17 protein-coding genes are annotated in these 19,830 nt (G+C 52.4%); 9 read left to right on the forward strand and 8 right to left on the reverse strand.

All coding sequences use genetic code 11. The annotated features are described in order from the left end of the window. Positions 1 to 390: 390 nt before the first annotated feature. Positions 391 to 1,932 carry a PAS domain-containing methyl-accepting chemotaxis protein gene (locus WN16_RS15675; RefSeq protein ID WP_044702330.1) on the forward strand — a complete coding sequence of 514 codons (1,542 nt, stop codon included), beginning with the start codon at positions 391 to 393 and terminating at the stop codon, positions 1,930 to 1,932. A gap of 279 nt (positions 1,933 to 2,211) precedes the next feature. Beyond that, entirely contained in the window at positions 2,212 to 3,654 is a 1,443-nt protein-coding gene (ansP, locus tag WN16_RS15680) for an L-asparagine permease (protein WP_003843715.1), read from the forward strand. Between the two features lie 41 nt (positions 3,655 to 3,695). On the opposite strand, the gene WN16_RS15685 is transcribed toward ansP, so the two are convergent. From WN16_RS15685 to WN16_RS15700, 4 genes are all read right to left on the reverse strand, one after another. Next, positions 3,696 to 3,917 carry a YgdI/YgdR family lipoprotein gene (locus tag WN16_RS15685; protein ID WP_003020157.1) on the reverse strand — a complete coding sequence of 74 codons (222 nt, stop codon included), beginning with the start codon at positions 3,915 to 3,917 and terminating at the stop codon, positions 3,696 to 3,698. A 137-nt stretch (positions 3,918 to 4,054) separates the two neighbouring features. Further along, positions 4,055 to 5,116, reverse strand: coding sequence for a YncE family protein (locus tag WN16_RS15690; protein ID WP_003843717.1), 1,062 nt, complete (start codon positions 5,114 to 5,116; stop codon positions 4,055 to 4,057). 264 nt (positions 5,117 to 5,380) lie between these two features. After that, positions 5,381 to 6,415, reverse strand: coding sequence for an NADP-dependent oxidoreductase (locus WN16_RS15695; RefSeq protein ID WP_044702335.1), 1,035 nt, complete (start codon positions 6,413 to 6,415; stop codon positions 5,381 to 5,383). 58 nt (positions 6,416 to 6,473) lie between these two features. Continuing rightward, complete coding sequence (locus WN16_RS15700) at positions 6,474 to 7,049, reverse strand: XRE family transcriptional regulator (RefSeq protein WP_044702336.1); 576 nt, start codon at positions 7,047 to 7,049, stop codon at positions 6,474 to 6,476. Positions 7,050 to 7,086: 37 nt separating this feature from the next. Between WN16_RS15700 and mddA the strand changes: the two genes are divergently transcribed. Both mddA and WN16_RS15710 read left to right on the forward strand, forming a co-directional pair. Further along, positions 7,087 to 7,605 (forward strand): L-methionine sulfoximine/L-methionine sulfone acetyltransferase, encoded by a 519-nt coding sequence (gene mddA, locus WN16_RS15705; RefSeq protein WP_044702337.1) that lies wholly within the window; start codon positions 7,087 to 7,089, stop codon positions 7,603 to 7,605. Next, positions 7,602 to 8,051, forward strand: coding sequence for a DMT family transporter (locus WN16_RS15710; RefSeq protein WP_003836163.1), 450 nt, complete (start codon positions 7,602 to 7,604; stop codon positions 8,049 to 8,051). The genes mddA and WN16_RS15710 overlap by 4 nt, the downstream gene beginning before the upstream one ends. 60 nt (positions 8,052 to 8,111) lie before the next feature. Here WN16_RS15710 and WN16_RS15715 read toward each other — a convergent pair whose 3' ends face one another. Both WN16_RS15715 and WN16_RS15720 read right to left on the reverse strand, forming a co-directional pair. Further along, positions 8,112 to 8,345, reverse strand: coding sequence for a YdcY family protein (locus WN16_RS15715; RefSeq protein WP_003020183.1), 234 nt, complete (start codon positions 8,343 to 8,345; stop codon positions 8,112 to 8,114). A gap of 17 nt (positions 8,346 to 8,362) precedes the next feature. Next, positions 8,363 to 9,961 (reverse strand): ABC transporter substrate-binding protein, encoded by a 1,599-nt coding sequence (locus WN16_RS15720; RefSeq protein ID WP_044702342.1) that lies wholly within the window; start codon positions 9,959 to 9,961, stop codon positions 8,363 to 8,365. A 282-nt stretch (positions 9,962 to 10,243) separates the two neighbouring features. On the opposite strand from WN16_RS15720, the gene WN16_RS15725 reads away from it, so the two are divergent. The 3 genes from WN16_RS15725 to WN16_RS15735 are packed head-to-tail and all read left to right on the forward strand — an operon-like array spanning position 10,244 to position 16,696. Beyond that, on the forward strand, positions 10,244 to 11,551 hold the full coding sequence (locus tag WN16_RS15725; RefSeq protein WP_044702343.1) for an SrfA family protein: 1,308 nt from the start codon (positions 10,244 to 10,246) through the stop codon (positions 11,549 to 11,551). Positions 11,552 to 11,555: 4 nt separating this feature from the next. Then, entirely contained in the window at positions 11,556 to 14,537 is a 2,982-nt protein-coding gene (locus WN16_RS15730; protein ID WP_088169048.1) for a virulence factor SrfB, read from the forward strand. Then, a complete protein-coding gene (locus tag WN16_RS15735) occupies positions 14,534 to 16,696 on the forward strand; it encodes a virulence factor SrfC family protein (RefSeq protein WP_044702346.1) in 2,163 nt (720 codons plus the stop codon). The genes WN16_RS15730 and WN16_RS15735 overlap by 4 nt, the downstream gene beginning before the upstream one ends. Before the next feature lie 19 nt (positions 16,697 to 16,715). Here the strand turns inward: WN16_RS15735 and WN16_RS15740 are convergent, their stop codons facing one another. Continuing rightward, entirely contained in the window at positions 16,716 to 16,889 is a 174-nt protein-coding gene (locus WN16_RS15740; protein ID WP_003020198.1) for a GhoT/OrtT family toxin, read from the reverse strand. A gap of 192 nt (positions 16,890 to 17,081) precedes the next feature. Here WN16_RS15740 and yncL point away from each other — a divergent pair, with 192 nt between their 5' ends. Next, positions 17,082 to 17,177 carry a stress response membrane protein YncL gene (gene yncL, locus WN16_RS15745; RefSeq protein ID WP_071524268.1) on the forward strand — a complete coding sequence of 32 codons (96 nt, stop codon included), beginning with the start codon at positions 17,082 to 17,084 and terminating at the stop codon, positions 17,175 to 17,177. Between the two features lie 151 nt (positions 17,178 to 17,328). After that, entirely contained in the window at positions 17,329 to 17,496 is a 168-nt protein-coding gene (locus WN16_RS15750; protein WP_164846956.1) for a hypothetical protein, read from the forward strand. Between the two features lie 886 nt (positions 17,497 to 18,382). On the opposite strand, the gene patD is transcribed toward WN16_RS15750, so the two are convergent. Further along, entirely contained in the window at positions 18,383 to 19,810 is a 1,428-nt protein-coding gene (patD, locus tag WN16_RS15765) for an aminobutyraldehyde dehydrogenase (protein WP_003020201.1), read from the reverse strand. Between the last annotated feature and the right edge of the window lie 20 nt (positions 19,811 to 19,830).

Consider the following 19,830-nt stretch of genomic DNA (forward strand, 5'->3'; position numbering starts at 1 on the left):
GGGTTAAAATTTGGATCGCCCTGTACCGCTAAACTGAAAAACACCCGCAATTAATAGCCTACAAAATATAATAGGGTCGTTGATATCACGGTAATAACATCAAAATCTTTTCATGCCAGTTTTCTTTTTTCGAAATGGTTTTTTAGCGCAATTTACGTTAAGTCAGTTTAAACGACTTGTAACGTTATGCGCTTGTATTAATTGTTTCACTTTTATGACGCGGGATGAATGATTTACATGGAAATTTTTATTTTAACTACTTCCACAGAAATGATGATTAGTAGAGAATGCAACGTTTCTTATTAAAACGGTTTAAAACAGATTTCTAATATCCCCCGATTTCATTGCGGGGATTTTTGTATGGATTATACATAGCATCATGGGACCTCTATGAAAAGTAACATGCCTGTTACACAAATTGAGCACGCACTTAACGATAAAGCGACGCTGCTTTCTACGACGGATAAAGAAAGTCATATTACCTACGCCAACTCCGCATTTATTGATGCCAGCGGATTTAACGAACAGCAATTAATGGGCGAACCGCATAATATTATTCGCCATCCTGATATGCCTCCCGCGGCGTTCGCCGATATGTGGTACACGCTACAGCAGGGAGACAGCTGGACGGGGATGGTGAAAAACCGTCGGCAGAATGGCGACCATTACTGGGTTCGCGCCAACGTTACACCGGTCTGGCACAATGAAAAGCTCACTGGCTACATTTCAGTGCGTACCGTTCCTTCGCGCGATGAAATAACTCAAAGCGAAAGTTTATATCAAAAAATTAATAGCCAGCAGTTTAAAGGGTTTCGACTTTTTAAAGGCATTATCATTCGCCGCGGCATATTGTCATGGGCATCAATGTTTAAATGGATGAGCATTAGCCAGCGCGTCAATTATTCTTTAGGGGTAATCGCCCTGCTCGCTGCGCTATTTCTTTTTGCTCCTGTTAATCCATTTATTCAGGCGGGAGGGTTGCTGTTCTTATTTCTGATGCTTGCTATTTACCTTAAGTATCAAATTTGTCAGCCAGTTAATACGCTACTGACGCAAATGAAGAAAGTGGTATCCGGGAGAAAACCTGATAACTGTCATTTAAATCGGGTGGATGAGATCGGAATGCTGATGCGCCTGGTTAATCAGTCCGGGCTTAATCTGAATTCACTGGTCGATGATGTCAGTACGCAAATATCCGGTATTCGCGCTATCAGTCAGCGAGTATCAAAAGAAGGTACGGCGCTGCATAAGCGTTCCGAAGAAACCTCCGCCGACCTGCAACAAACCGCTGCCGCCATTGAAGAAATTGGTAGCGCGGTACAGCAAACTGCTGAGACTGCGGCACATACTATGACCATGGCCGATAAAACCAGCGCCAATGCGGCAGAAGGCGGCGATATCATGAAACAAACTATCGCCATGATGCAGGCGATATCGCGTGACAACGGGCAGATCGTCGACATCATCGGCGTCATTGATAGTATCGCCTTTCAGACCAATATTCTGGCGCTCAATGCCGCGGTCGAGGCCGCGCGAGCCGGAGAGTCAGGACGCGGTTTCGCCGTTGTGGCGGCAGAGGTCCGTAATCTGGCACAGCACTCAGCGTCTGCAGCAAAAGAGATCAAACAGTTGATTGAGAAGAACGTCGCCAACGTGAATAGCGGCGTCAAAATGGTAGAACAAACGGAGACGCATCTTACCGGGATGATTGGCGATGTCCTGCAGATGTCGATGATGATCAAAGATATTAGTCTGGCGACGCGTGAGCAAACCCTGGCGCTGGATCTGATTAACGATTCGATTTCACGCGTAGGCACCATGACACACAATAATGCCGAGATGGTAGAGCGTGTCACCGATGCTACCGCCGATCTGACTCAACGTTCATCGCGCTTACAGCAGGCCGTTCAGGTCTTTGGCGTATCAGCATAACCTTACGGCGCTTATCGGGTGAATGTCTCGATAAGCGCACTCCTCTCCAGGTATTTACGCCCTTCTCTTTTATTGGCTGAATCGAGGCCACACCGCGCCAGTGCAGGCTGTACAAAAATGCTGAATTCTTGTTATCGAGGCTTTGCGGAACCGAACAATTGAATGTAGGATGCTCGGCCGGCAGTTTTCCCCCGTAACACAATGAAGGGTAAGGCTGTTTTCGCCGCAGCAGGTGCGGCAAAAAGGATTTGTATTTTTGTCAGGTCAACAGGAAAAGTAATGAACACAAACAACACGCAAGCCGCGGAACAACATGCGGCGAAACGACGCTGGTTGAATGCCCACGAAGAGGGGTATCACAAAGCGATGGGAAATCGACAGGTACAGATGATCGCCATTGGCGGCGCAATTGGTACCGGGTTGTTTTTAGGGGCTGGCGCGCGCTTGCAGATGGCTGGTCCTGCTTTGGCGCTGGTTTATCTGGTGTGTGGTATTTTTTCGTTCTTTATACTGCGCGCGCTTGGCGAACTGGTTTTACATCGCCCTTCCAGCGGCAGCTTTGTCTCCTATGCCCGTGAATTTTTAGGTGAGAAAGCCGCCTATGTGGCTGGCTGGATGTACTTTATCAACTGGGCGATGACCGGCATTGTCGATATCACCGCGGTGGCGTTGTATATGCATTACTGGGGCGCATTTGGTGATGTACCGCAGTGGGTATTCGCCCTCGGCGCGCTGGCCATTGTCGGCACCATGAACATGATCGGCGTGAAGTGGTTCGCGGAGATGGAGTTTTGGTTTGCACTGGTCAAAGTGTTGGCGATTGTGATTTTCCTGGTGGTGGGTACCGTCTTTTTAGGCACTGGAAAGCCATTGGATGGTAACGCCACGGGTTTTCACCTGATCACCGACAACGGTGGATTCTTCCCACATGGCTTGCTGCCGGCGCTGGTACTGGTTCAGGGGGTGGTTTTCGCGTTTGCCTCCATTGAACTGGTGGGCACCGCTGCTGGAGAATGCAAAGATCCACAAACCATGGTGCCGAAAGCGATCAATAGCGTTATCTGGCGTATTGGTCTGTTCTATGTGGGTTCTGTCGTGCTGCTGGTTCTGTTACTGCCGTGGAATGCCTATCAGGCAGGGCAAAGCCCGTTTGTTACCTTCTTCTCCAAACTGGGCGTGCCGTATATCGGCAGTATCATGAATATAGTGGTGCTCACCGCGGCGCTTTCCAGCCTTAACTCTGGGCTGTACTGCACCGGACGTATTTTACGTTCCATGTCGATGGGCGGATCGGCGCCGAAATTCATGGCTAAAATGAGCCGTCAACAGGTACCCTGGGCGGGGATCCTCGCCACGCTGGTCGTCTATGTCGTCGGGGTATTTCTTAACTATCTGGTGCCGTCGCAGGTGTTTGAGATCGTGTTGAACTTCGCGTCGTTGGGCATTATTGCGTCGTGGGGCTTTATCATGGTCTGTCAGATGCGTCTGCGCCGGGCCATAAAAGAAGGTAAAACGGCAGACGTTAGCTTTAAACTGCCGGGCGCTCCGTTTACCTCGTGGCTAACCCTGGTGTTCCTGTTGAGCGTGCTGGTGTTGATGGCGTTTGACTATCCAAACGGCACCTACACTATCGCGTCATTACCGTTGATTGCCATCCTGCTGGTGGCAGGCTGGTTCGGCGTGCGTAAGCGCGTCGCGGAAATCCACCGCACCGCACCGTAATGGCTGAAGGCCTGACAGGTTAACCCTTCAGGCCTTCTTTTTTAGTTCGCTTCAATCAACTGCGCTACATCGTTGCTGTTAATTTCCCGCGCGTTTCCATCCTGATCGGTATAGCTGGTCATTCCCGTATCTTTATCCAGTTTTGGCTTACCCTGGGTGGTAATGGTTTGTCCGCTTTTGGTCGTCATGACGTAATCAGTGGTGCATCCTGCCAGAGTAAACAGCATTACGCCTGCACAAAGACAGATAAATGGCTTTTTCATGGTATTCCCGTGTTATTCAGTTAGCCGTTGAGGGCGTAGTGTAAGTCCCTGAAGTGGGTCGGGCTACTGGCGGGGTGTAACGAGGCGTATCGTGGGGTTTAGAGAAATGACAGGAGGGGTTTCCCCCTCCTGATTTTTTACAGCGCAATACGAATAACATCGTCCGGCTGGGTAGCTTCCTGCTCGCGGGTAGATTTCTGTTTCACGCTGACGTACAGGGTTTTACCATCGGCAGAGAGCGCCAGGCTATTCGGGAATGTTGGGGTCTCGAATGTTTTGACGACTTTATAGCTTTTCGCGTCGATCACACTCACTTTACCGGCCTGGCGATGAGTCACGTAGGCTTCATTACGCGTCGGGTTGAACAGCACGGCAAGGGATTCCGGCGCGGCGACTTTTGCCAGTACGTTGCCGTTACGGGTGTCGATTACCAGCACTTCCGCCGCTTTAGAGTCGGTGACAAATGCACGGTTGCCCGCTGTGTCCAGGCTCAGGTTGATAAAGAAATGCTCTTTCCCATCATCCAGCAGTTTTTTGCGGCTGATAATTTTGTTGGTGGTGGTATCGATGGTAATGAATTCACCGTCTGCGTTGGCGGTGTACAGGCGCTTAGCCTTGCTGTCGACAGCCAGAGCAGTGCTCATTTTGCCGGTATTTTGGATGGTGTCCTTCAGTTTAATGGCGTCGCCGTCCACCACCCAAATCACGCTCTCTTTACCAATACCGCTAATGTATACCGTGTTAGTGGCGTCATCTGCGGCCAGCTCACGCGGCTGCAGCGGGCGAACATCTTCAGAACGCTTACGCGCATCCAGCACCAGACGTCCTTTCACCGCGCCCGTTTTAGCATCCATCGCCGTTACCGCGCTATTTACCGTGTTGCCGAACCACAGCGTTTGCGTGGCGTTATTGATGGTGGCACCAAACGGTTTGAGATCGTTATGAATCACCTGAGTCACTTCGAGGGTGACCGGGTCAAGGCGGTAAACCACCCCGCCGGTATCCAGTTTGCGGCTCTGTGAGGTCGCCAGCCACAGCGCGTTCTCTTGTTGGCTGTACGCCATTTCATAAGCGCCTTTACCGACGGCTTTGCGCAGCAGTTCTTCTGCAGCCTGCGTAGTAAAAGATGATGCAACGAGCAGTGAACCTAACAGTAAAGAACCACGCAGACGCGGTGAAAACAGATGACGTAAAGACATGACGACTCCCTTTGATAAATTCGTTTGTTACTGCTTCACATAGCTTCAATGAGCAAAATCATGGTTTTGCCTTTTTAAGAATGAGAATAGTAATCATTATTTATCTCAATGTGGAGTATTTATTTGCTTTCGGGTTGTAACCTTCTCATTTTCTCCATGAATAATCGCTTTTCATCCAGATAACGTCATTGGCATTTTACCAGACCTACATTTCGTACGAAGCAGGCCTGGTTACAGACATTCACCGTCTTCCACTCTTACGCATCAATCCTCAGCAAGACGAATAACTACCTTGCCGAAGTTTTTGCCAGTCAGCAGACCGATAAAGATTTGTGGCGCATTTTCCAGGCCGTCGGTCACCTGCTCGCGGTAGTGGATTTTGTCCTCTTTAAGCCAGCGCCCCATCTCCCGCTGAAACTCCTGAATGCGGTGACCATAATCCTGACCAATGATAAAACCCTGCATCCGGATACGCTTTTTCAGCAGCGTTGCCATTAACAGCGGTAATCTGTCAGGTCCGGCCGGAAGAGACGTTGCGTTATAACCACTGACCAGGCCACAAAGCGGAATCCGCGCTGAAGTATTGAGCAATGGCAGAACGGCATCAAATACTTTTCCGCCGACGTTTTCATAATAAATATCAATTCCTTGCGGGCAGGCTTTTGCCAGTTGTTGCGCAAAATCTTGTGCGTGGTGATCGAGGCAAACATCAAAGCCCAGCACCTCTGTGGCATGTCGGCATTTCTCTGCCCCACCAGCCACACCGATTACCCGACAGCCTTTAAGCTTACCGATCTGCCCAACCGTTGCGCCAACCGGCCCGGTTGCGGCGGCTACCACCAGCGTTTCTCCCGCTTTCGGCTGACCAATATCCAGCAGGCCCATATAAGCGGTAAACCCCGGCATACCCATAACACCCAGCGCCCAGGAGGGATGTTCGGGATGAGCGCCAAGCTTCACCAGTCCGGTACCGTCGGAAATGTCATAGTCCTGCCAACCGCTGTAGCTCAATACCCATTCGCCTGGCTGGTAGTCCGGATGGCGGGATGACACCACGCGACTTACGGTACCACCCACCATAACACCACCAATCTTTACTGGTGGTGAGTAAGATGGCTCATCGCTCATGCGGCCACGCATGTAGGGATCGAGGGAAAGATAAACAGTGCGCAGCAAAACCTGGCCTTCGCCCGGGGATGCCACCTCATCTTCTTCAAGACGGAAGTTCTCTGGGACTGGCGCGCCATGTGGACGGGAAGCCAGTACCCAGCGACGGTTACGATTAGTCTGTTGACCCATGATGTGCTCCTCTGCTTTTGGCATGAATCCATCAATAGTAGCAGTCTGCGCCTGCTATTTAGCTGACGACGTGGTTTAACCGCACAACCAGGTAAACGCAGGGTTTCGCGGTTTCATTGATAAACCGACAGTCATTCGGCGGGCCAAGTTCCAGGCAATCACCTGCCTGCATTTCATGGCGTATGTCCCCTTCCACAAAGACTAATTCCCCCTGCTGTAACCAGATAAGTTGTCTGGCCTGCACATAGGAAGAAGCTGGCATCGGGATATCACTTCCGGCGGGTAATTCAATCTGCACCAGATCGATAGGTAGATCGCTGTGCGGTGAAACATGGCGGCGCAGATAGTGGCTTTGCGGATCGTGCCAGACGGGCTGGTCAGCGAAGCGCAGCAGCTTGCCCTCCTGCATTTCAGCCCGCGCAATCAGGGTAGACATGCTGATGCCAAACGCACCGGAAAGTCTACCCAGCAGCGTAGCCGTTGGACTACTCTCGCCGCGTTCTATTTTATGGATCATGGCCCGCGACACGCCCGCGCGCTCGGCAAGTTCCGTGAGTGACCAACCGCGAGATTCCCGCTCAATGCGAATTCTTGCACTGATCCGTTGATTTATACTGTCTTCAATAGTATTCATATTGTAATACTATAGTGAACAAGCCCTGAGGTTCAACATGTCAATTCGATTTGCCAGCAAAGAAGACTGCGCCGCCATTGCAGAAATCTACAACCATGCGGTACTGCATACGGCGGCTATCTGGAATGATCAAACGGTCGATGCCGAAAACCGTATTTCCTGGTATGAATCCCGACAATTGATGGGGTATCCGGTACTGGTGAGTGAAGAGAATGGCGTGGTTACGGGATACGCCTCCTTTGGCGACTGGCGTAACTTTGATGGCTTCCGTCATACCGTTGAACATTCGGTGTATGTCCATCCAGAACATCAGGGAAAAGGACTCGGACGAGCACTACTCAGCAGACTGATAGACGAAGCCCGCGCATGCGGCAAGCATGTAATGGTGGCAGGGATTGAGTCTCAGAATCAGGCATCACTGCATCTGCACAGCTTGCTGGGCTTTAAAACCACCGCGCAAATGCCACAGGTTGGAACCAAATTTGGGCGGTGGCTGGATCTGACTTTCATGCAGTTGCAGTTAGACGATCGTCGTGAACCGGATGACCTTAGATGAACCAGACGCTGACCCTCTCCTTTCTGATTGCCGCTGGTATTGGTCTGGTGGTGCAAAATACCTTGATGGTACGCATCACGCAGACGTCCTCGACGATCCTTATCGCCATGTTACTTAACTCGCTGGTCGGGATCGTGCTGTTTGTCAGCATATTGTGGTTTAAGCAAGGTTTAGCAGGGTTTGGTGAATTGGTTTCCAGCATACGCTGGTGGACACTCATCCCCGGCTTGTTGGGATCGTTCTTTGTTTTCGCCAGCATTAGTGGATATCAAAATGTAGGCGCTGCCACGACGATTGCGGTACTGGTTGCCAGCCAGCTTATCGGGGGACTGATACTGGATATTCTGCGCAGTCACGGCGTGCCGCTACGGGCGCTAGTGGGCCCAATTTGTGGCGCGGTAATGTTGGTGATCGGGGCATGGCTGGTGGCGAGACGTTCGTTTTAATTGCGCTTATCCGACCTACAGAACGCGCCTGTAGGCCGGATAAGATCCGGCGAGGAAATATCAAAGAATAGTGCCGCCTTTGGTCAACTGTTCGCGACGGGCTTCCATATCTTCTTTATGCTGACGGCCATGATGCGCGATAGCCGTACGCAAACGCTGTTGCTGGGTATAGCGGTCTTCCCGGCTCAACGCGACATCATCGCTGAGCTCAATCAGCAATTCATTCATATGCGTAATGACGCTCTCCTCAATGGCGGCATCAACACGTGCGCTGACCTCATCCAGATGCGACATAACCTCTCCTTAACTCATTAATTTAATTTTGCTTTTGAAAAATCACTGCCCATCAGGCTAACGCTGTATCCGCTGACGTTGCTACGCGTAGCGTAGAACGTTTTACCGTTTGCCAGGGCTATCCAAGGAGCCTGCTGGTAGAAAATCTCTTGTGACTGCTGGTAAAGCGCGGCGCGCTCTTCCGGTTTGCTCACCAGTTTCGCCTTTTCAACCAGCGAATTATACTCTTTATCGCACCAGCGCGCGGCGTTAGATCCGGTTTTTATGCTGTCGCAGCCCAGCAGCACATCCGCGAAGTTATCCGGATCGCCGTTGTCTGACATCCAACCAAACAACGCGGTGTCATGCTCACCTTTACGCATTCCGGAGAGATATTCACCCCACTCGTACGATACAATTTTCGCCTTCACGCCCACCTTTGCCCAGTCGCTCTGGATCATTTCGGCAATCCGTCGGGAGTTCGGGTTGTATGGGCGCTGGACCGGCATTGACCACAGCGTCGCTTCAAAGCCATTTTCCAGCCCAGCCTGCTTCAGCAGGTTTTTCGCTTTTTGCGGGTCGTAAGCGTAATCCTGCAGATCTTTATTGAACCCCATCATATTCGGTGGGATCGGCGATTTTGCCACCGTACCGGAACCTAAGAAGACGGCGTTAATAATGGCCTTTTTATCGGTCGCGTAGTTTAGCGCCTGACGCACCAGTACGTTATCAAACGGTTTTTTCTCGGTATTAAATGCCAGATACCCGACGTTCAGCGCGTCAACCGAATGCAGCGTCAAATCTTTATTCTTTTTAATCTCGTCAAACTGTACGGGCGCAGGTGCTGGGATTATCTGGCATTCATTGGTTTGCAGTTTTGCCAGCCGCGTCTGGACGTTTGGCGTGATTGAGAAGATCAGGTGTTTCGTTGGAACGGCGCCATCCCAGTAGTTAGGGTTGGCAAGATAGCGGATTTGCGAGTCCTGCTTGTACTGCTGCAGCACGTAAGGTCCGGTGCCAATCGGCCAGTTGTCGACGTTTTCCGGTGTACCTTTTTTTAGCATCGCGTCGGCATATTCCGCAGAGAGAATCGAGGCAAAATCCATTCCCCAGTCGGCAAGAAACGCAGCGTTAGGTTCATTCAGGACAAACTGAACGTGATAATCATCGAGCTTCTTCACTTCTTTAATCAGTTTATCCAGACCGACATCGTTAAAGTATTCATAGCTTCCCTGAGAAACCTTGTGATACGGATGATCGGCATCTTTCTGCCGTAATACCGAGAAAATCACGTCGTCAGCGTTGAAGTCGCGGGTCGGTTTAAAGAATTTATTACTGTTGAATTTCACGCCTTGACGCAGGGTAAAGGTGTAAGTCTTTCCGTCCGGAGAAATCGTCCAGTCCGTTGCCAGAGATGGTACCGGGGTATTCTTTACCGGATCAAAGTTGATGAGTCGGTTGTAGAGCACTTGTGAACTGGCCACAAATGAGGGACCGGAACTGGCAATTTGCGGGTTAAATGACTCCGGCGATGCTTCAGAACAATAGATGATGGTGTCAGTATTGGCCGCGAACGCAACGCCTGACGGTATGACGGTGCTGAGAGCCAGCGCGAGTAACGTTTTCCTTGCAATCATGGTTATAAGCCTTCTTATTTTATTATTAACCGAGATATCAGAGCATAGCTGACAAAAACTGACCAATAACAAATCACTATCAGGTTATTCTAATCCGGTGTATTTCGCTGAATAATTCATCACCCTAAGCGAATTAATTTCCCTTAAGTCTTTTTCAAAACGTCAAGATTTTTCCCGGCACTCTATGCCATGAAAATTAGCCCCTTTTTGCCTCTCTTTCTCCGTTTGCTCGTTTTTATAAAACGTAAAGTAGATACGTGAAGAAGTCTAAGGGGTAACAACGTGGCAAAAACTCTCTTGCGCAGCGGCAATTTGGATGACTATCAGGCCGTGGGCGGCGGTGGTCAGGCCGTTTTTGATTCAGCATTGCAAATTCGTGAAACGCTTCGTCTGCGTAAACAGCAGGCGATGGTGGATTGTTTGGCGATCCCACAAATTAACGACAACGGCGATCGGGTTGACTGGTATTCCCCGATAGAAGGGAAAGCCGTGGCGTGGAAAGCCGCTGATGAAGAAGCACGTTTTCGTGCGCTGCGCTATCTGGGAAGCACGCTGGAAAATGCGGCGGCTCTGAGCCGTAAAAGCCTGCAGTCGGGAAAAACCTCCCTACAGCTGTTTGGCTCTCTGCTCGAAAAAGCCATCCAGTTTCCCGGTGAAAACCACGTGTTTCTGGTTGATGGCAAACCCGTTATTACGTTCTGGGGCTTCGTCAATCTGAATGAAAATCCCCGCGACGATGTGCTCGATTGCCTGCGACTTGCCGATATTCCTCCTGTCGTTACCGTAGCAGAGCCGGAACAGGAAGAAGAAATCCCCCCGGGAATCACCTTCGCCGAGGCTGATGCGCCTTTATTGACGCCAGTCGTCGAGCTGGCTAAACCGGCTGAACCTGAGCCACAGCCACCGGTTATAGTTAACGAACCGGAGGTTACACCGCCGCTGGCACAAGAGAAACCTGCGCGCCGCCTGCCGCTGTGGAGCCTGCCCGTTGCCGCAGTCATCATTGCCGCCATCGTTGGGCCGCTGCTGTGGAAGCAACAGACCACCCAGCCCGTACCCGCAGCCGCGGCTGTTGAAGTCGCTAAGATTGATATGGCACCACTGCCAGCACTGGCATCTGCTCTGCCTTTGCATCGTGCTGAAGTGACTCCAGCTGCGAAGAAAGAGAAACCTGTAGAAGGACCGGTGGTGATCGCCGCGATTCCAAAAGATGCGCTGGTGATGGATGCCAATCAGATGAAGGCAGGAACGACGCGCTTCCTCAATGGTAACTGGCGCGTCATGGTCGATGTTAAAGATCCGGTGAGCGGCAAAGCGCCGTCGCTGCGCTATCAGATCCAGGCTAATAAAGGCACTGCTCGCGTGGTTCATGGTGACAATATTGTTTGTCGTGCCGAGATTTTCTCCGGTTTGCACCAGTCGGGTGAATTAATGATTAAGAGTCGCGGCAATGCTCGTTGTACAGACGGGTCACGTTATCCGATGCCTGAAATTACCTGCAAAGCGGGAACCAACGACGTCGCCGCCTGTACCGCGCGTTATGACGATCACGCGGAAATCCCTCTGACAATCAAAAAGATAGGTGCCTGATTCTATGTTGGTGAATCTGTGTGATTACAAGCAGAGCGTGACGCTCATCGCCAATAGCGGTGTTCAATTCCTGGATTTTGGCCTGACGCCGCAGGAATCTGCACACCATGGCCGCTTTGTGCGCAAAACGGCAAACGGTCCCCTGCTACGGCTGGATTTCGATCTGGCAACGGGTCGCTATACCTTGCCTGGCAGCACTGGCGGTCAGCCCGAAGTGGTGAAGCCGGAAAGTACCCAGACGCTGCATTATTCGCTGGATGTCCTCGACGGTGTCTGGCTGCCGCTGCCGTTTCTGCGCTTTAACCCACCGCGCACGTTTGTTGAAGGCCCGGATAACTGGGCGCGCGTGCAGGTACGAAAACTGGCGCAACCCGACAGCGCGGGCAACACCCACCGCGTTACCGTGGCGCTGGATAGCCAGCTCACTGAAAATGCCCCTGCAGCGTTAACGCCTAATGAGAACGACCTGCTCAACGGGACACGATTCGCGCTGGCCTGGCATGACAATGAAATTGCTGATTTCCTTGACCAGACCTGGATTGACGGCTGGTTGCGCGAATCTTTTATGCACCATGTCACCCAACATGAGAATCGCTCAGAACAAGAGATCCAGCTGGCGCTGCGTAACTTTGAATACCAGGCGCACTGGCTGAATGTGCTGACTCTGTTAGGCGAGCAGCTTTCTGTCCCGGAAGTGAAACTGGTTACGCATACCCTTAGCACACCCGCTATTCCCGTCGATCTTATTTTAGATATCGGTAATACCCATACCTGTGGCGTCCTGATTGAAGATCACGGGGATGCCAATGACGGGCTGCGTCAGACCGCTGAATTGCAGGTCCGTTCGTTAAGCGAGCCGCAGTTCCTCAACGATCCGCTGTTCACCAGCCGGCTGGAGTTTTCCGAAGCGCGCTTTGGTAAGCAGCATTTTTCCGTTGAGAGCGGACGTGATGACGCCTTTATCTGGCCGTCGATTGTGCGTGTGGGTGATGAAGCCCGTAAGCTGGCGATGCAGCGTATGGGCACCGAGGGCAATAGTGGGATCTCCAGCCCGCGCCGTTATCTGTGGGATGAAACGCCGGTGTTACATGACTGGCGCTTTAGCCAGATGAATGGCAAAATCCAGCGCGAGCCGCTGGCTACCGCCTTCCCGCTGATGAACCTGATGAACGATGACGGGCAACCGCTGTTCAGCCTGCCGCAGGACGATCGTCTGCCGGTATTCTCACCGCAATACAGCCGCAGCACGCTGATGACGCATATGTTATGCGAAATACTGGCCCAGGCGCTGGGGCAAATTAACAGCGTAGCGACGCGGTTGCGCCTCGGATTCCCGGCATCTCCTCGTCAGTTACGGACGCTGATCCTGACCCTACCGTCGGCGATGCCCAAACAGGAGCGCGAGATTTTCCGCCTGCGCATGTTTGAAGCTATTGCCCTGGTCTGGAAAGCAATGGGCTGGCACCCGCAGGATGAAGACTTCACTACCCGTAAACAGCAGGAAAAGAGTGTGGTTCCCGTACCTGAAATTCAGATGGAATGGGATGAAGCCAGCTGCGGGCAACTGGTGTGGCTGTATAACGAGGCTATCTCTCACTACGATGGCCACACCGAATCATTCTTTAACGCCCTTGCCCGCCCGGACCGTTTGCCGGAACCCGGTGAGACTAAAGGTCGGGCGCTGCGCGTGGCATCGATCGACATTGGCGGCGGGACAACGGATATGGCCGTCGTCCATTATCAGCTTGATGACGGCGTCGGCGCGAACGTTAAAATTACCCCGCATTTGCTGTTCCGTGAGGGTTTTAAGGTGGCAGGCGATGACATGCTTCTGGACGTGATTCAGCGTTGCGTGTTGCCTGCGCTGCAAACCCGCTTACAACAAGCTGGCGTGACCGATGCCGCTGCATTACTGGCCACGCTGTTTGGCGATTCCGGTCGCATCGATACCCAGGCGATTTTGCGTCAACAAACGGCATTGCAGCTCTTTATGCCGCTCGGTCATGCGGTACTCAGTGCCTGGGAACAAAGCGATATTAACGATCCGGTCGCTGGTCTGCATGCCACATTCGGAGAACTCCTGAGCCAACGACCAACGCGCAACGTGATGAACTACATCCAGCAGGCTATCGACCATGCGTTGCCAGCAGGTTCGCCAGCGTTTGATGTTCTGAGCGTGCCGTTGCAGGTACAGTTCAGGCAGTTACAAGAAGCTCTGTTAGCGGGGCAATTTACCCTGACTTCCCCGCTGCACGCGGTTTGTGAGGCTATTTCACATTATCGCTGCGATATTTTATTAGTGACCGGCAGGCCCGCCTGTTTACCGGGCGTGCAGGCGTTGATCCGCCATCTGCAACCTGTTCCGGTTAACCGTATGATCTGGATGGATAACTACCGCGTGCATGAGTGGTATCCGTTCAGCCAACAAGGGCGGATTGGTAATCCCAAATCCACCGCGGCAGTCGGCGCCATGCTGTGTAGCCTGGCGCTGGATTTGCGTTTGCCGCGTTTTAACTTTAAAGCTGCCGATATCGGCGCTTACTCGACCGTACGTTATCTTGGCGTACTGGATAACACGGTCAATACCCTGCGCGATGAGAACATCTGGTATCACGATATTGATCTGGATAAACCCGGTGCGAAGCTGGATGCCCGGTTGCACTTCCCGTTACGTGGCAACGTGACGTTAGGATTCCGGCAACTGGCAAACAGCCGCTGGCCTGCCACGCCGCTGTATACGCTCAGCATAAATTCCGCCGAACTGGCAAAAACCATCGCCGGAGATGGCGTGTTGAATGTACGGCTGCAGCTACGCGGCGGCAGCAAAGAAAGTGGCCCAGAATTCTTCGTCCTGAGCGATGCCTGGTTACAGGATGGTACCCCCGTTGCCGCCAATGCCTTAACGTTAAAACTGAATACGCTGGCAGACCGTCGCCATAGCGGAAGCCATTACTGGATTGATAGCGGGAGCGTGTACCTGAAATGAGTAAGATGTTAAATACCGCGCAGGCCGCCATCGAGTGGGTGGTAGATACCCGTCAACGTGCGGCGCGTCTTGATGATGAAGCGGATGCCCTGCTGGCACAGCTTACGCTAGCCGCAGTGAGTGAATCTGTGCTGGAGACAACCTTTTCATCGCAAGGATGTATAGGGTTATACGGACATTCACAATCGGCAAAAGCACATCTGCTTGCGGCATTGTGCAGCAATGCCACTGGCAAAGTGAATATTGTTACCCCGGATCGCAGCTTTGATTATTTCTCGCATATTAATCCTGGCCATGCGCCAACCAATATGGCGATCCGCTTTACGCGCGATGAAAATCCGCATGATAGCGAATGGCCGTTGCGTCTGCGGTTACTCAGTGAAGCGGAACTGGTACAGCTATTTATCGCCCAGTTCAGCGCGCTCCCGGATAACCGGCAGGTCGAGAAATCGATTATTGAGGCGCGCCTGGAAAAATGGCAAACGCTGCGTCAGCGTCACCCTGTGCCGGGCATTACCGCACATGATGTTGCGGCAATCGGTCGTTTCTGGCGCTCCTGCGTACCGGCAAACCAGCAGCAAATTGACGATGCGCTATGGCACCAGTTTGCCACGTTGCTGCCCGCACTGGATCTGACTACCCGGGCAAACGCCTGGGCACTACTGTGGGGAGAACAACCAGAATTGACGCAGCAGTGGCTGACTCTGGCGCACACGTTGCAACAAACCGGACACGCGCAAGAATTAGCGGCCCCGCTGAGTCTGCTGGTTGATCATTTTGGTTTACCTGCCGAAAGTTTCCTGACCCAGGTGGCATTAACAGGCAATAATGAGGCGCAAAGCGATGTGGTGGTTCATCCGATTGAAAATCATCAGTTGCTCAATGCAGTCAGCCTTTCTTTGTCGTCACTGGCGCTGCTCACGCGCGAACTGGTCCTGACGGTTGAAGACGCGGTGCTGGAGAATGTCGATCTGCTCGATATTCCCCTCGCCCCGGATACTCATCCGCATCCACTGTGGCAGGCAAAATTAGGCTGGATGCTGGAACATTATCGCCAGCACCTGCAACCGGATGTGCTCTTAATCTGCAACGCTGTCTCTACCCGCGCCCAGACGCCCGCCATCACCCGCAAGCTATTGGGCTGGGTTAACGATACTCAACCCGTCCACGACGCCGCATTGCCAGGCGTGGTCTGGGCCATTACCCCGCAGGATGCGCGTTTTAGTACCCAGCAAAATCTTGATGAATCCGTGCAGCAATTAATGGGCAAACCCGGACTGCACTGGGGCACGCTGCAGGCGCTGGATAAACACAGCTTACAACGCCTCGTCGAATGGTTGACTCAGGCAACCTCACCACAGCAGCGCCAGGCCAGGCTGACCTCCCTGCGTGAACAGCACCAACAGCGCGTACGCGAAACCCTAATCGGCTGGATTAATCCCGTTGAGACCGAATCAGCAAGCAATGAGTCAGTGATCCGCCAGCTACAAGCTCAGGCGGCAAAGCATGGCGAACTGCTGGATGGTTTGCTCCCGCCGATGCGCATTTTTGAGTCGCTGCTGCGTATTCAGCAACCGCGCGAGGAGCAGGTAAGTGGTTTATTTAATGAAGAGATTGACCTGTTTGCCGAGGTGCGTGACACAATGCACTCACCGGAAAGCCAGGAGACCGGATATCAGGCTCACAAAATGTGGATTAACCACGTGCGCCAGTGGTGTCGCGATGAAAATAATGCCCGCCGTTTACGACTCGATCCCCGTACGTTAAGACAGGTTGCCGACATCCTCGTCACCACCAGCTATCGCCTGGAGATGCCGCAGCGCTTACAGCGCATTATGCAGCGCGAAAACGTCTGTGCCGCGCAGCTATACGCCGATATCGGTGATTTTATTACCTGGCTTGGATTTGCCGACGTTGCAGAGGAGCAGCGCCCTGCCAGCAGGATCCAGAAAGGATCGGCTATTTTTAGCGCGCCGAAGCAACAGCCGATGTTACGCCTGACGAAGCTGGATGAACAACCTTCGCACGGCGCAAGCCGCTACGTATACGACTGGCTGGTCGCTTTGTATACCCGTGCGAATGAGAACGTGGGGTATCAGCATCCACAGGATGTCAGCGAAGTCGACAAAAAGCGATTGGATGCCCTGCTTTCCGCCTGAAGCGGCGTTTACGCCGTCATCAGAAGAGAGAGAACATTAACGCGACGGGAAAACTCATCGGCCAGGTCGCACCGACTAATACCGCGCTGAGAAAGCGAATTCGCTTTTTATCGCGGGAAAGAAACCAGGTGATGATTGCCGTGATAACGGCCATCACCGCATAAAAAACCAACATTTTTTGGTACAAAGACATGTAAGGCATCCGGGCCGAAAGGTGAAATCGCGCGCAATATGCTCTTTTTCATGACCTACATCAAGTTTTATTAATTAATTTAAGAAAAGCGGCTGTAAAACAACCCATTTTCATTATGTTCAGAATTCGTACTATTGCGGATAGTTATAACCCGTACTATACCCATAGGGGTTAAAACGAAAGGTGGCACAAATGAATGTTTCCAGTAAAACGGTGGTGCTGATAAATATATTTGCTGCTGTAGGACTTTTCAGTCTGATTTCCGCAAGGTTCGGCTGGTTTGCTTGATGTGGTTCTTGTTTGATTAATTGCAGCGTCCGTTGGCAGAGAGGGACTTCTCTCTGCCATTAGTAAACTATTTTCCCATTCTCGCACTGCCGGGTAAATTATCCTTAGTATGTAATACCCCTAATCCTTCTATGGTATTATGCTGCCCTAGGTGAAGTTCCAGAGCCGTTTGCTGCATTTTCAGGTCTCGCCACGTGGTGGCTACAGCTGTTACCTGTTGCTGGGAATGATGCTGGGATTTGCAGGCATGGTGCAACAACTGGGACTGGTTCTGAGCGTTTGTGCGCTACTTGCCTGGCCTTGCAGCTTACGCCGCTGATTACTGTACGGTATACCTGAAAGCACAAAGCCCGATATTAAGCCGTAATGCTTGTCAGTTAACGAACCGAAGGTAATGAATCTGTTGCCTCTGGTGTATTGTTCCGTTCACCTTATGTTTTTCACTTCTCTGAAACGATACTGCCTGTGAACGTGTTAAGGGTACTATCGCCGTACCCTTAACAATCCCGGCTCCCGGCGGGAAAATTGCCACTTCGTGGTCCCCTCCGCTTATTCCTCCAGGCTACCGGGCCGGGCGCGATGCAACGTCCCTGTAAAACGCGCCCTGAACCCGCATCCCTGCGGGTTCTCCCGGCCTTACGGAAACACGTCGGCAATTTTCAGCCGGACCAGCCCACACCTGGCCACCTGGATTTTTTGTTTAAACAGCAAAACAGATTTAACTGGAAGTCAGAGCGTTGCAACGATGACCCCGGTCCGGCTGAAAATCGATGAGGTGTTGACGGCTGACCGGGTCTGCCCGCAGGGATGCGGGCAGAGGGGACGGCCTGCAGGGATGCAGGCTCGACCCCGACCCGACAGGCAGACGGCATAAGACGAATGAATCGCGCAGCGACGATTTTCCCGCCGGGAGCCTGGGTTGCAAGGGAGGCGGCGGTGAGCCTCCATTGCACGTTCACGGGTATCAGTGCCTCAGAGAAGTGATGCCGCTGAGGTGAACGGAACCCTGAGCCGGAATCACATGTTCCCTGTAATGCTTTACTGACTGGCATGCCGGGGCTTTGTTGTATCAATTAGCCTGACCTCGCGGATATTTCCAACTTACCGCCGTCCGATGGCGACGAGGCCAGTGGCGCGAATAGTATAGACACACGTTTGCCGATATTTAGCTATCCGTGCCCCATTTACCGCTCGCGCTTAAAAGATTACTCATGCTTGATCATGACATGGCGAACAATCGTGTAATCTTCCAACCCATAAACCGACATATCCTTGCCATACCCAGACTGTTTTTGCCCACCGTGCGGCATCTCGCTAACCAGCGTGAAATGGGTATTGACCCAGGTGCAACCATATTGCAGGCGAGCGCTAAAGCGATGCGCACGCCCAACATCCCGGGTCCAGACGGAAGATGCCAGTCCGTATTTCGAATCATTTGCCCACGCCAGCACCTGGTCTTCATCATCAAATACGGTCACGCTGACCACCGGGCCGAAAACTTCCCGCTGCACGATGGCATCTTCTTGCTTCGCCCCGGCCAGCAGCGTTGGGGCAAAGTAGTAGCCTGCGCCATCCACTTTCTTGCCGCCGGTGATAACTTTGATATGCCCCAGGGCTTTGGCCTCATCGACTGCTTTAGTCACGCGATCAAGATGTGCCTGCGAGCTTACCGGTCCCAGTTCCGTCGATTCGTCGTTCGGCGCACCAATTTTCAGGCTGGCAACCGCGGCGCCGAGTTTCTCAACCAACGCGTCATAAATGCCTTTTTGGGCATAGATTCGACAAGCGGCGGTACAGTCTTGCCCGGCATTGTAATAACCAAAGGTCCGCACGCCGCTCACTACCGCATCCAGATCGGCATCATCAAAAATGATCACCGGGGCTTTGCCGCCCAGTTCCATATGTGTGCGCTTAATTGACGGCGCGGTGTGCTGAATAATGTGTTCACCGGTTGCAATGGAGCCAGTCAGCGAAACCATGCGGACTTTTTCATGGCCGGTCAGCGGATCGCCCACCGTTTTACCGCGACCAAACAGGACGTTGATAACGCCAGCCGGGTAAATATCTTTGGCAAATTCGGCCAATTTAAGCGCCGTCAGCGGGGTAATTTCTGATGGTTTAATCACCACACAGTTTCCCGCTGCCAACGCTGGAGCCAGCTTCCACGCCGCCATCATCAGCGGATAGTTCCACGGAGCAATAGAGGCCACCACGCCGAGCGGATCACGGCGAATCATCGACGTATGTCCTTCCAGATACTCTCCGGCCGCCTGTCCTTGCAGAGTTCGAGCCGCCCCGGCAAAGAAGCGAAAAACGTCGACAATAGCTGGAATTTCATCGTTGAGGACACAGTGCAGTGGCTTACCGCAGTTAAGTGATTCCAGCTCAGCGAAGGTTTGCGCGTTATCGGCAATAGCGTCCGCCAGTTTCAGCAGCAGTTCAGAGCGGACTTTCGGCGTGGTTTGCCCCCAGGTGGCAAACGCGGTGTCTGCCGCACGCACCGCGGCATCAACCTGCATGGCTGACGCCTCAGCAATCTCCAGAATGAGTTCACCAGTGGCAGGGTTATAGACTGGCTGCTTTTCACCTTCACCGTTGACCAGCTCGCCATTAATCAGTAATTGATGTTGCATAGCAATTTCCCATATCGTCG

Source organism: Citrobacter sp. ABFQG, from assembly GCF_004322975.1.
Taxonomy (GTDB): Bacteria; Pseudomonadota; Gammaproteobacteria; order Enterobacterales; family Enterobacteriaceae; genus Citrobacter; species Citrobacter freundii.